General features: G+C 32.7%; 7 protein-coding genes. 2 read left to right on the top strand and 5 right to left on the bottom strand.

Annotated features, from left to right (window positions below; genetic code table 11):
• Positions 1 to 61 precede the first annotated feature (61 nt).
• Complete coding sequence (locus tag AWE51_RS00715; RefSeq protein WP_066308086.1) at positions 62 to 4,027, bottom strand: DUF6923 family protein; 3,966 nt, start codon at positions 4,025 to 4,027, stop codon at positions 62 to 64.
• 97 nt (positions 4,028 to 4,124) lie between these two features.
• Positions 4,125 to 4,931 carry a glycosyltransferase gene (locus AWE51_RS00710; RefSeq protein WP_066308083.1) on the bottom strand — a complete coding sequence of 269 codons (807 nt, stop codon included), beginning with the start codon at positions 4,929 to 4,931 and terminating at the stop codon, positions 4,125 to 4,127.
• Positions 4,932 to 5,482: 551 nt separating this feature from the next.
• On the opposite strand from AWE51_RS00710, the gene AWE51_RS00705 reads away from it, so the two are divergent.
• Both AWE51_RS00705 and AWE51_RS00700 read left to right on the top strand, forming a co-directional pair.
• Complete coding sequence (locus tag AWE51_RS00705) at positions 5,483 to 7,570, top strand: tetratricopeptide repeat protein (RefSeq protein WP_066308079.1); 2,088 nt, start codon at positions 5,483 to 5,485, stop codon at positions 7,568 to 7,570.
• Between the two features lie 37 nt (positions 7,571 to 7,607).
• Positions 7,608 to 7,850 carry a VF530 family protein gene (locus AWE51_RS00700; RefSeq protein ID WP_066308077.1) on the top strand — a complete coding sequence of 81 codons (243 nt, stop codon included), beginning with the start codon at positions 7,608 to 7,610 and terminating at the stop codon, positions 7,848 to 7,850.
• Positions 7,851 to 7,991: 141 nt separating this feature from the next.
• Here AWE51_RS00700 and AWE51_RS00695 read toward each other — a convergent pair whose 3' ends face one another.
• The 3 genes from AWE51_RS00695 to AWE51_RS00685 form a co-directional block, all read right to left on the bottom strand.
• The gene (locus AWE51_RS00695; protein ID WP_066308073.1) at positions 7,992 to 12,005 is read right to left on the bottom strand and encodes a DUF6923 family protein; all 4,014 of its coding nucleotides are present in this window, start codon (positions 12,003 to 12,005) and stop codon (positions 7,992 to 7,994) included.
• Positions 12,006 to 12,231: 226 nt separating this feature from the next.
• Positions 12,232 to 12,849: a matrixin family metalloprotease gene (locus AWE51_RS00690; RefSeq protein WP_066308071.1), complete on the bottom strand. Its 618-nt coding sequence runs from the start codon at positions 12,847 to 12,849 to the stop codon at positions 12,232 to 12,234.
• 295 nt (positions 12,850 to 13,144) lie between these two features.
• Positions 13,145 to 13,861, bottom strand: a complete 717-nt coding sequence (locus tag AWE51_RS00685; RefSeq protein ID WP_066308069.1) for a LytR/AlgR family response regulator transcription factor — start codon at positions 13,859 to 13,861, stop codon at positions 13,145 to 13,147.
• Positions 13,862 to 13,868 lie beyond the last annotated feature (7 nt).

Below are 13,868 nucleotides of genomic sequence, written 5' to 3'. Positions count from 1 at the left end.
AAGACCTTTTTTAAAACAACTATACCTTATTTAAATAAGATATAGTTGTTTTGTTAGATTTCTATTTTATTAGAAAACTTCCTTCATATCTCTTCTTAAAGTCATCTCCTCTAATAATATATTTATATACACCTTGCTGTAAATTCTTAGCAGTAAAAGTAAAGATTTGTGTAGGTGTTCCTATACCTCCTAATTCTTCTTTTTGTACTATTCTACCCAACATATCAATTACAGAAATTGTAATTTTTTGATTATCGGTTGGCATTTTTATAGTGGTTTGTGACCTAAATGGGTTAGGAGAATTAGTTATCGTAGTAGTATCATTATCTACAATTATGTTTCCATTTGTTTCTTCTACCATTGTAAAGGCAAGTTTCGAAATATCTAAAGTAAAAGTGGTATTGTTTTTATAATCTCCTTGGATAGAGAATACCACACTTCTTAGATTATCCATAACTCTGTTTTGTTTTGTTTTACTCGAGAAATCTGAAAAGGGAATTGTATACAGCTGTTTTTTATCATTGGCTTTTATAGTATATCTAAGTCTTTGGTTCCAATCTACCAGATCTTTAGTTACTAAAATTACTTCTACATCTTTATCACTAAATAATTCAAATGCTAGAGCTTCATAATTAGAGACATCTAGAGTCAAGTCACCTCCAAGTATATTTCTAAATACATTTAGAGTTTCTTTAAGCTCACCATTTACTTTAATATCTCGTTCTACTGTATATTGATCTTCTTGATCTTCAGTTTTTTCACTTTTAACAATTTCAAAATTAGCTACTGTTGCGCCGTCTTCTAGATAATCAATTCCCCATGGGCCATCTGCTAGGTATAATGCATCTGCTTTATTAGGGTCTTCACCAGTAATCGCAAACCCAATATCAAACAGGTGTCCTGTTTCTATAGTGACCGTTTCGTTATATTCACCCGAAAGACCTACAGTTTTTATCATTAATTCTTCTTCAGATAGTTCTGTAATTCTTTTATTCCCTCTAAAGTTAAATTGACTTATTTCAGATTTATTTACAATGTCTAAGACAAGTTTTCCGTCTTTATAAAATCCTTTTTGTACAAATACAGGAGGAATATTATCAGGAATAAAGGTTTTTCCCAGAGATTTTTGATCAATCAATTTATCAATAATGTTATTAGCCATGGTAGCCACTTGTGGTATTGACCCTCCCCAGATTTGGAAATTAAGGTAATCTCCCGCTGGATATTGATCAATATTCCATAAACTATACAGCTCATTTTGATATTCATCTATTCTTACCGAAAAATGTAAAGCTTGTTCAACTTCACCGGTTACTCTTCTTATTCTGGTGTTAACTAGTGTATGGTTTCTAATGGTAAGTGTTCTAATATCTTCTAAAACAGAACCATTAAGCCTGTCGCAAATGGTTTTTGAATGGTCATAAACAGACCCTTCTGTAGCCATTGCTAATGCTGCTCCGACACGTTGTTCTTTATTGTAATAATCAATAGAGAATACAGAGGTAGCATTTGTAATACCAAGTAAGTCATCAGGGCTAGAAACAAAAGATGTTTCTGTACCAGAAGCACCAGTATCAGAGAAATAAATACTTAGATCAATCTTTCCTGATTTATTTGATTTTTTACCAGGGATAAAGCGTTTTTGTAATTTCTTTTGATTATTAACTTTATTAGTTTTTGATCTTAAGAAATTTCTTTTGGCAATAAGACTTGCCAAATCACCATTACTCTCTAATCCTCCATCATTTCCTGATGTAACTATACCTTCTTCGGTAAGCTCTGGAATGTTTGTCGTTTTTAACGAGCTGTATTGATCAGCCCTAATGTGAAACAGAATATCATTAAAATCATGATCTGCTCCTGGGTAATCTCTTCTTATATCTTCAAAACCTAATATTATTGTTTCATTTGCAGGATCTGCCAAAAGGATATTATGAGGTCTTAACGTTTCATCACATTCTGGGTTATATTCAGGGTTGGTATATACTTGCCATAAACCTTCGTCTACAGATGTACTGTTCCAACCGTCAACTAGTAATACCCATCCTATACCTGTATTTGCAGGAAAACTACCTATATTCATCGTATTTCCGGCATTTAATTCACCATCACTACCTGTTCCTGAAGCATTGGCAAAAACAAGAGTTATATCCTCTGGTTTAGGTACGGTTGTAGAAGGGTTATTAAGATCATATGTATAGTATCCTAGTGCATTTTTGTAAGTAGTGTTTTCGCTTATAAAAGTTACCGAGATATCTGCGGTATTTTCTATCGAAATATTGGTATCATATCCTGCATAGATAAAATTAGGATTAAGATTAGGAACAGAACTTCCTTCTGGTAAAGCGTCGTTTATACGTGTAAGATAATCAGAAGACAATGTTTCGTCTGTGCCCAAATTATTTGGAGTACCATTGGCATTAAACGTACTTACATATTGATATCGTTCACCTATACTAGCAACAGGAAAGCTACTAGGATTTTGATCTCCGTTATCAGAGTCAAAAACAGTTTCTTTTAAATCAAAATTGTCATCCATACCATCCTGATCAAAATCGTTTCCAGATGGGACTGTATTTGCAATACCATCACCTGTTGTATCATATGCATCAACGGTATCTAAGACCCCGTCATTATTAGAATCTGTATCTAAAAAATCTGGATTATCTGTACCATCTGTATTGATATACCCTTGAGGTGTACCCCCGTTATCCGGATCAAAATTGTCATCCATACCGTCACGATCTTGATCTGATCCCGAAAGCCCTATATAGTTTAAACTAACCTGTCCTTCGATAAGGTCGGTAATACCATCTTGGTCAGAATCGATATCGTAAGGGTCATAAATTAAATCATTATCGGTATCTGCTGGATAGAATATAACTCCAGTTTGATCAACATCTACTATATCGGCAATACCGTCTAAGTCAGAATCTACGAAGTTGTCGTCTTCAGAATTAAAAAAGCCATCACCATTGGTATCATAACTTCCCAGACCAGCTTCAACAATATCAAATATACCGTCGTTATCACTATCAAGATCTAATACATTGGGTACTCCGTCTCGGTCTGTGTCAAATGCAAGAGACACACCACTGTTACATGTGTTTCCAAAATCAGCATCTAAATAATTAAAAATTCCATCAGAGTCATCATCACCATAAGGATCTATTCCACCGCCTTCTACAAGATCAGGAATCCCGTCACCATCGGTATCTTTATCAAAAGGATCTAGAACTTCATCTTTATCAGCATCTATCGGAGAAACCCCAATAGCACATTTAAAGCCATCATTAGAGTTGGTAACCTCTGTATTATTTAGTAATGTGGCATATGGAGTTGCCGATTCATAATCATTAACTAGATATAAACCACCATTATTACTAGATACATACAGTCGATTGCTAGTATCTGTATAAGAGGCTCCAAAAGTATGATTTGGTAAATCTGTTACAGATTTACCACTAAATGCCGGTGTGGCCGTAGTAAGATCCCATTTGTATACGTTACCTCTACTACCACCATATAAATTACCATTTATAAATACGATATCTGCACAAGTACTTGGTGATGCTTGATCAGATACTATAATTTCAAAAACAGGAGAAGACGATCCGTCATAATCTTGCAAGTTTGTAATTTTATGAAAAGAACGTTTATCAAGAGAGTTCTGAAAAACCCACAGATTTCCCTCACTGTCGACATCTGCAGCATAACCACCACCAAATGTTACGCCTCCGTTATTTGCTACTGCACCAAGATCTACAATTAAATCTGAGCCGATACGCAATAAGTGCTTATCACTGTTTCTGATGGCGTATAAAAAATTATCTACAGGATTGTATCCACCTGCATTATAGGCAGTATGGGTGTGCAACGGATCTGAGTATGTACCTGTTATAGGATCATACGATCGCAAAGCTCCAGAGATGACTTGGTAAAATTTACCGTCATTACAATCAAAAGGTTGTTGAGCATAGATAGAGCTGGCTATAAGAATAACCAATAGAGTAAAGGTTTTTTTCATAGTGTTTTTATTGTTGTCTGCTAGAGCTATAATGTGCTAGCAGTTATTTTATAATTAAAAAATATGTTGAATGTAAAGGGTATAGAAAAGAAAGTAATTATTTAACCATAGTATAGTTTACTTTAAGTTGACCTACTGCTATTGTGTTTTTGCTAGGTGTATTTACCTTTAAGTAGCTAAACCAGATAATTAAAAGATTAATCGGGATAAGAAATGAATCTTTTAATGTTATTTTTGATCCGTCTACTTCGATCCAGCTATCAAGAGGTTCTTCACTAATATGATTTAAAAGGTCTTTTAAACCAATATGTTTCTTAAGACGTAGAAAAATCTCGATATCAAATAACCATCTGCTGATAAACCTTTGGCTATAAACATTCTCGATTATACTTTTTCTGAATACTTTTGCACCGCATTGGGTATCTTTAATAGGAAGTTGTAGAATAAAACGAATAAAGAACCCTACAAAATTTGATAAAAACTTTCTTACTATATTTCTATCTATATTATTTGATTCTTCAGCTTTTCTAGATCCAAAAACCATGGCTAGTTTTGGATTGTTATTTAGTTTTTGTACTAGATTGTCCATCTCTTCTAAAGATGTAGAAAGATCTGCATCTAGAAATGCAATATTTTCTATAAAATCTAATTCGGCAAGATAATTGGCTCCTGTTTGTACTGCAGTAGCTTTACCTTGATTAGTTTCTAGATTAAGTACAGATATATTTTTAGGGTTGATCTGTTTAAGTTCATTTAACATCTCTAATGTATTGTCTGAACTGCCATCATTTACAAAGCATAAATGGTATAAGGGGTTGTTACCTAAGAAGGTTAAAAATTTTTCTTTTTCTAATCTGTAATACTCGTTGTAACAAGGGATAATAATACCAGTAATTTTCGTCATGTTTTTATTATTTTGGGGATACTTCGTTTTTAATGAAGTATTTTTAAAAGTGACTTGTTGTTTTTAGTCTGTATTCTTTTAAATTATGTTAAACATTCTTCTGGGGATTTTTGAAGCCTATATTAACATTTTGACGAACTTAAATTGATGCTAAATATCTAGTGATCAATCTGATGTAAAACTAATAAGTGTTTGAGAAAGTTGGTTACGGTAAAACCACAAATTTAATACGCTAACACCAAAAACAGTGTATTTTGTCGATAATCGTGCATTTTTCATTGAAATTTTAACATTTGTTCAGTTAAAATGTAAAGATAAATCCTACAAGTGTTAAAGAAAAAGATGATTTTTTTACTGTTTTAGTGTTAAAATAGGGGGGTATTTTCCCCCTAAATGGAGGTGAAAGTTTTAATTTTATGTTAAAATGGATTAAAATTCTTTTACTACTGACTTCTAATGCGTTACGATTTTTGTAAAACTTATTCGGTTTTTAATGAATCTTCTGGATGTTATTCTTAACTTAACAATATCAATCAACGAGATACATATTCATGTCCTTAAAACCATTTTTTTTTATCCTTTTGTTTTTGTTGTCATTTTCATCGGTATTTGCTCAAGAAATGCAAGAAGGTTTTACCTATTTAGAAACTGGTAAATATATTGAAGCAAAAGACTTCTTTGAAAACATTTTAAAATCATATCCAGAAAATCAAACAGCAAGACTATGCTACGGAAGAGCTGTTGGTTTATCTGGAGACTCAGAAAAAGCAGTTGCTATTTTTACTGCTTTAAAAGCAGACTATCCTGATAATTTTGAAGTTAAATTAAATTATGCAGAATCACTATTATGGAATAGTCAGTTTTCTAACGCAGAGTCATACTACGAAACCCTTATTAAAGAGAACGATACTAGTTTTCCTGCAGTTTTGGGATATGCTAATACGCTTTCAAACTTAAAGAAATATAGTAAGGCACTAGAGGTAGTTAATAAAGCGCTAACATTACAATCTGGAAACGCAAATGCTTTGACATCTAGAAAATACGTTCGATTGGGATACGCCAATGCTCTATCTCAAGATAAAAAGTATGATAAAGCTCTTACATTGTTAGACCAAAACCTAGTTGATTTCCCTAATGATAAGGATACACAGCTTAATAAAGCGAATATATATTTAGTTCAAGAAGATCTGGTAAATGCAAAGAAAACATACGAGGCATTAGCTACAACACCAAAAGATAGTATCGTTTCATTAAACGGTTTAGCTTTGGTTGCGCATAAGTTATCAAAAGAAAAAAAAGCACTTGATATAACGCTAATAGCAAAATCAAAAGTAGAGCAATTTAAAAGTGACAAAGATTTATATTTAGCAACCCAAGAACGACATATCCAAGCCTTACTTTGGAATAAAAAATTTACATCTGCAAAAGAAGCTACAGATCAATTAACACTGGATTACCCAGATAACCCAAGAATTCTAAGTCTAAAGGCAACCCGTGGTATGTATACGAGTAATTTTAAGACAAGTCTGGATAGTTATAAAAGTATTTTGAATAAAAATTTGGGAGCTTTTGATGGTAATTTGGGGATTGCAAATGCATATAGGGCAGTGGGGGATGATATGAAATCGTATGAATATGCCTTTAAGACATTAAATTATTATCCTAAACAACCAGATGCAGAGAAATTAATAAAGACGCTCAAAAAATCGCACACACCTTTTATAGAAGAAAAAACAACATTTACTTTTGATAATGGTGATAATGAGGCAGTGAGTTTGGGTGTGAATGCAGAGATTCCTTTTTCAACAAGATTTAAAACGACATTTTTATACAATTATAGAACTACTAAGAATACAGTTATAAATAACGAAGCAACTTCTCATAACTTTAAAGCGGGATTTTTATACAATATTCGTCGGGGGATCTCCTTAAAATCTGATGTTGGTATAACAAGTGCCAGTGGTTCTACAAGCGATTATACCCAATGGATTGCAGAAGTTATGTTGCAAACCAAACCGTTTAGACTTCAAAATTTAGATTTTGGATATAAGAGAGAGTTACAAAACTTTAATGCTGATTTATTAAATAGAGAGATTGTGATGAATAACTATATAGTAAACTACAATCTTGGTACTAATTTCAATTTGGGTTGGTATACACAATATATCTATACTTCTCAAACCGATAGCAATACCAGAAATTTATTATTTACATCATTATATTATTCTATTTTAAACAAACCCGTTTTAAAGGCGGGTCTTAACTATCAATATATAACATTTAAGAATCAGGTACCTGCAATATATTTTAGTCCAGGAGAGTTTAATCTGGGAGAAGTATTTATTGAAATCGTTAGTGATGCACAAAAAAAATGGTTTTACAATGCCAGTGCTGCATTTGGTCAGCAATTTGTAGAAGAAGATCCCAGTTCTTCAACCTTTAGAGCTGAAGCAAAGTTCGGGCATCGATTTTCAGATCGATTTATAGCTAATATATACGGTAAGTATAGTAATATTGCTTCTGCAACTGCAGCTGGTTTTGAATTTGTAGAATTTGGATTTAAATTGAAATGGTACTTTCTAAAAAAACCAATTTTTAATAATAGAATTATGGCATTAAAAGAAAAGGTCACTCAGTAATGCAGTAAATGATTTTAATTTTGGAGTAAACTTAGTAATGGATAAACAAAATAATACTAAAAAACAGCAACCCAATAATCCTTTACATGGGGTCAAATTAGCGCATATCGTTGAAACTTTATTTAATCATTATGGTTGGGAAGGGTTAGCAGCAAAAGTGAATATCAATTGTTTTAAAATTGATCCTTCTATAAAGTCTAGTCTTAAGTTTTTAAGAAAAACCCAATGGGCTAGAGATAAAGTAGAACAGCTTTACTTAGAACTAGATAAAAAGAAATAGTAGGAGATATAGTGTATCAACTTAGGTTGATCTTTCTTTTAAAAAGAAGTATGCTAAAGATTAATATAAAAAATAGCGAGAACAAATTGTTGTTTTGTTCTCGCTATTTACCCAAATCATGAAACTCAACCTTTACTTTTTTTATTGTTGTATTAGAAAACGACCTTTATATTGTTCTTTATTCTGACCTCTTAGGATATAGTAATAGATGCCAGGAATAAGGTTTTTACTTTCAAAATTAATTGTGTTGTTATTTACATTTGTAATTTCTTTTCTTACCGTTCTGCCAAGAAGATCGATTACTGTAATGCTTAACATTTTATGTGTTCCAGGCACTTGTATTGTTGTTTGAGTGCTAAAAGGGTTAGGATAATTTTTTAGGGTAAAGTTCTTAACCTCGTCTATCGTTTCTACTTCTGCGATGATATCATCTTCTTCTATATCGTCTTCTTCAACATCATCATCATCTGTCTCTACATCTGTTACATTAGCTTTTGTGAACGCCATGTCAGAAACTTCTAGATAGAATGGTTCAAAGCTTTGGTAATTGCCTTGTACCGAAAACACTACGCTTTTAATTCTTCCGATAGTATCATTAGCTTTGTTACCGTTTGTGAAATCAGAAAATGAGATCGTATGTGTTTTTGTTTCTCCAGCCATTACTTTGTATCTAAGTCTGTTGTTCCAGTCTGTTAAACCTTCTGTGACAAGAATAACTTCAACATCTTTACTGTTTTGCATTTCAAACTGTATTGCATCATATTGCGTTACATCTAATGTAAGCTCACCAGCTAATATATTTCTAAATAAGTTTAAAGTTTCTTTTACTTCTCCTTCTACTATAGTATTACGTTCTATACTATACATGTTTTCTTCTTGCTCAGTATCTTGCTCTTGTACTTCAAAACTTTCGATAACTACACCTTCTTTTTGGAAATCTATTCCCCATGGTCCATCAGCTAAGTATAAAGCGTCTGATTGTGCTGCGTCGTCTGCTGTGATAGAAAATCCGATATCAAATAAGTACCCTGCATCTATAGTTACTTGCTCATTATATGAACCTGATAAGGCAATTTCTTTGATCATATTTTCTTCATCAGAAAGTTCTGTTTTTCTAATATTTCCATTAAAGTTCATTTGGGTTGCTCCAAATTTATTAACGATGTTTAATGTTAATTTACCATGAGCATAAGATCCTTGTTGTACAAATACAGTAGGTACTCTATGATTTACTTTATGGCTTCTTAGTGGCTTATCTGCAGTAAACGTATCAATAATATGATTTGCTAAGTTTGCTACTTGAGATACAGACCCTCCCCATACTTGGAAATTTGAATAATCACCTTCAGGATAGTTACCGATATTCCATAAGCTATAGATTTCGTTTTCGAATTGTGTTTTCTTGATAGAAAATGTCAAGGCATACTCTATTTCGCCAGTAGCTCTTTCAATTTTAGTACTTACTATAGTTTGATTTCTGATATTTACTGTACGAACGTCTAATAATTTAGATCCGTTTAATCGATCACAAATTGTTTTAGAGTGATCGTAAATACTGCCTTTAGTTGCAGTAGCTAGTGCAGCAGCTACTCTTTCATCTCCGTTATAATAATCAACAGAGAATACCGCTTCGGCATTGGTTATTCCTAATAGATCTTCAGGACTTGATACATATGTTGATTCTGTTCCTAGTAATCCTGTTTTAGGAAAATATACACTTAAATCAATACCATTTGCTGATTTGTATGATTTCTTACCAGGCTGAAAACGTTTTTGTGATTTCTTAGTATTAAATATTGAATTTGTTTTTGTTCTGTTAAAGTTTCGTTTTGCAATTAAGCTAGCTAAATCTCCATTACTTTCTAAACCACCATCGTTAGCAGATGTAACATCTGTAGCGCTATCAATACTAGCGCAATTATCTGTTTTGATTGCGTTATAAGGATTTGCCGTGATATAGAATAGGGCATCGTTAAAATCTTGGTCGCAAGAAGCATAATCTCTTCTAATATCCTCGAATCCTAAAAGAATTTTTTCATTATTTGGATCAGATAATAAAACATTATGATATCGTAAAGAAGCATCGCTTTCTGGGTTGTAATCTGGATTGGAGTATAATTGCCAGTTACCTGTTCCTACACAACCATCAGACCATGCATTTGCTAATAATACCCATCCTATACCAGTATTTGCAGGGAAACTACCAATATTTACTTTATCACCAATTTGTAAACCTCCACCACTTCCAACAGCAGATACATTTGGAAAAACAATAGTGATATCTTCTGGAGCAGGCATTGTTGGTGACGGATTATTAACATCATAGGTATAAAATCCAAGTGTATTTTTGTAACCAGCACCTTCACCTACAAAAGTTACCCAAATATCGGTTTGTTCTTGTACTATTATATCGGTATCATATCCTGATGAAATATAATGCGGATTAAAATCTGGTACAGGATACCCTTCTGGTAATGCATTATTTATTGAATCAAGAGTTTCTTGAGAAATAGTTTCTCGTTCATCTAAGTATAATGGTGTACCGTCTGATGAGAAATCACCTAGATAGTTATATCTATCACATATTTCTGGCATAGGGAAACTGTCTGGAGTTTGACCTCCATTTTCAGGATCAAAACTAGTTTTTCTTTGATCAAAGTTATCATCTAATCCATCCTGATCTGCATCATTTCCTGAATTTGTAGTTTCTGATACGCCATCGCCATCACTGTCATAAGCTTCGATAGTATCAGAAATACCATCATTATCAGAATCAGTATCTAAATGGTCGTAGTTATCAGTACCATCAGTATTTATGGTTCCATTTGTTGTTCCGTTATAATCAGGATCAAATGCATCATCTAAACCATCATTATCTTCATCAACATTAGATAACCCTATGTATGCCGTACTTAATTGCCCTTCAATAATATCAACAATTCCGTCATTATCAGAATCAGTATCATAGCAATCAAATATGCCATCATTATCAGTGTCTAATAACACTAGGGCATTTCCTGTTTGATCTTGATCAAATGCATCGGCAATACCATCGTAATCGGTATCTTGAAAATCAGTGTCTAAACCATTACAAATTCCGTCATTATTCGTGTCTTTATCTCCTTGTCCAGCTTCAACAATATCATAAATACCATCGTTATCAGAATCGATATCTAAGAAATCTGGATTACCATCACCATCTCTATCAAAAGCATCTTGTACAACGTTATCACCATTACCACTAAAATCATTATCAAGGTAGTTAAACAAGTCATCGCCATCATCATCGCCAAAAGGATCGATACCGTTACATTCTACAATGTTTAATATTCCATCACCATCACAATCGGCGTCCATAGAATCTAATATACCATCTTGATCTCGATCTAGGGGAGATGCACTGTCTGCGCATTTAAAACCGTCATTAGAATTTGTAGTTTCTGTTAAATTAAGAAGAGTAGCTGTTGGTGTAGCACTGTTATAATCATTAATCAAATATAAACCTCCATTATTATCTGATAAATATAAACGTTTATTTGCGTCTGAGTATGCGGCACCAAATGTACTTTTAGGTAAGTTGGTTACTGTTTTACTTGAAAATACAGGAGTACCAGTAGAAAGGTCCCATTTATATAACTTACCTCTACTACCTCCATAAATGGCGTTATCTATAAACGCAATATCTGCGCAGGTACTTGGAGAAGAAACATCTGTTGGGATAACCTCAAATACAGGAGAAGAAGATCCATCATAATCTTTTAAGTTCGTAATTTTATGAAAAGCATTTTTTGTATTGTTTTGATATACCCAAAGGTTACCTTCTGCATCTACATCTGCTGCATAACCGCCTCCAAAAACTGTCGTTCCTGATGGCACCACTGCGCCTAAATCCACAATCATATCTTTCCCTATTCTAAGTAGGTGTTTATCACTTTTCTTAATGGCATACAGGTAATTATCGGCACCATTGTATCCTCCGGCGTTGTATGAAGAGTAGGTGTGTAAACCTTCAGAATATCCACCTGTAACAGGGTCATATGCTTTTAAAACTCCTGATATTACTTGATAGAAATCACCTTCAGATCCAACAAAGTTTTGTTGACCACTAAGGTTTAAGGTAATTAAGATGGTTATTAGGGTAATTATTTTCTTCATAACAACATAGATTTTCGGTTTCCGTTAAGTAAATTTAAGATATACCTCTACTTTTAAAAGAGGTAATTCGTTAATAGGTAGGTTATTGTAGATGAATGGATTTATTAAGACTTTATATGGATTTACTTGTTAAGGCGTTTGAGCTAATAGTTCAATAAAAAAAGGGTCTGTACTAGCTTATACAGACCCATAACAAACGTATTACAAATATTACAGTCACTTATTCTTAAATGGTGTTACTATTAATATTTCTTATCATAATTTCTAATTGTTGAGTAGTAAATTCTTTTCTTGGAGTAGATTTATTTTTGCACATTATATTTCCTTTCTCTTCGGTATGATATAAGCCGAGCGCATGACCAATTTCGTGTGCACTTGTACATTTATTTAAAAATTCGTCGGTAATCAAAACTCTTCTGTTTTTTCCAATTCCTGCTACTGCGATTGTGTTTGAACGTTTAATAATATAGATGTTCATTCTGTCAGTTCTAAAAGATTCTTGCGTTTCTTTAAAAAAAGTAGAAGTCTCTGAACCTACATTATCTGTTAAATCGTATAACTCATCATTAATTAAAGTTCTTACTTCACCTAATTTAAATCCAATATCGTATCGGTTAAAGTAAGATCCATTAAGTTTGTTGAGGTAATCAGCAGGATTTACCCTATAAGTATTAGCGTTTTGGTTTTCAGAAGGTAAAACATAAATTATATCAATTGTCATTACATTTTTTGGATTATCAATAAAAACTTGTTCGATTTCTGTTTCTATAAAATCATCAGATACATAGCAAGAAGTAAAGAAAAATAGCAATAATACTAGTGTAAGTTGACATAGACGTTTCATAATATTTGGGGTATAAAGTGTTTACTTTTTTTGACACTCAAAAATACTCCGGAGTATTTGTAATATTTGAAATTTTCGATCGTGACAAGGCTTTGATCGTCGAGATGCAATTACGGTTCGATCAAATGAAATGTGTTGTAATTTGCTTGTTTTTAGGGAATTTGGTTGTGATGTATATGTGATGAAAGATGAGTTCACCTCATTTTTAAAGAGATAAGAACCTAGGTTGAATACGGTCTTCTCTTTAAAAATGAAGATTTAAAGGTTAAGAAAAAGTGTAATGAAAGATTGCCGATTAAAGCATGTTTAATCTTTTCATTAATTCTGGACGATTTGATCTGCTCACTGGGATAACATCCTTGTCAATCAAAACGCTATTGTCCTCTATATCAATAATTCGTTTGATATTAATCACATAGGATCTGTGTATTTTTAAGAACGTATCTTCAGGAAGTTTTTCTTCAATTTTCTTGAGTGTTGAATGTACGGTATAATTACTTTCCTGAGTTTTAATTAAAATATAATCACCTTTGGCTTCTATCACATTAATAGTTGGAATATCTATTTTTATAAGTCGACGATCGATATTGATATAGAGGTCATTTTCTCCTGATGATATGCCAGACGATGAATCTTCTGTCTTGTCTTTGACTTCAGGAGTTTTGGTACTTTCTGCTTTCTGAATGGCCTTTAGAAACCTGGGTAATGCAATTGGTTTTAATAAATAATCTACAACGCATTCATACTCAAAAGCCTCTAACGCAAAGTTTTTGTCTGATGTCGTTAGTATTATTTTTGGAGGATTCTTTAAGGTTTGAATAAAATCAAAACCTGTAAAATCCGGCATATGAATATCTAAAAATATTAAATCAATATGATGTTGATTTAAAAACTTTATAGCTTGAATTGCATTCGGAAACTCTTCAATAACATTAAGTTGCTCAACCTGTGAGCAAAGTTGTTGAATAATCAATCTAGCTGTTTCTTCATCGTCTATAATAATGCAATTCATAATGGTA

Source organism: Aquimarina aggregata (genome assembly GCF_001632745.1).
Classification (GTDB): domain Bacteria; phylum Bacteroidota; class Bacteroidia; order Flavobacteriales; family Flavobacteriaceae; genus Aquimarina; species Aquimarina aggregata.
The sequence above is the reverse complement of the archived record's forward strand: the minus strand, read 5'-3'. Positions and strand labels throughout refer to the sequence as shown.

Excerpts from the sequence above, each read along its gene's own strand:
- AWE51_RS00710 (WP_066308083.1), bottom strand. The coding sequence starts at position 4,931 with ATGACGAAAATTACTGGTATTATTATCCCTTGTTACAACGAGTATTAC.
- AWE51_RS00690 (WP_066308071.1), bottom strand. The coding sequence starts at position 12,849 with ATGAAACGTCTATGTCAACTTACACTAGTATTATTGCTATTTTTCTTT.
- AWE51_RS00695 (WP_066308073.1), bottom strand. The coding sequence starts at position 12,005 with ATGAAGAAAATAATTACCCTAATAACCATCTTAATTACCTTAAACCTT.
- AWE51_RS00685 (WP_066308069.1), bottom strand. The coding sequence starts at position 13,861 with ATGAATTGCATTATTATAGACGATGAAGAAACAGCTAGATTGATTATT.
- AWE51_RS00700 (WP_066308077.1), top strand. The coding sequence starts at position 7,608 with ATGGATAAACAAAATAATACTAAAAAACAGCAACCCAATAATCCTTTA.
- AWE51_RS00715 (WP_066308086.1), bottom strand. The coding sequence starts at position 4,027 with ATGAAAAAAACCTTTACTCTATTGGTTATTCTTATAGCCAGCTCTATC.
- AWE51_RS00705 (WP_066308079.1), top strand. The coding sequence starts at position 5,483 with ATGTCCTTAAAACCATTTTTTTTTATCCTTTTGTTTTTGTTGTCATTT.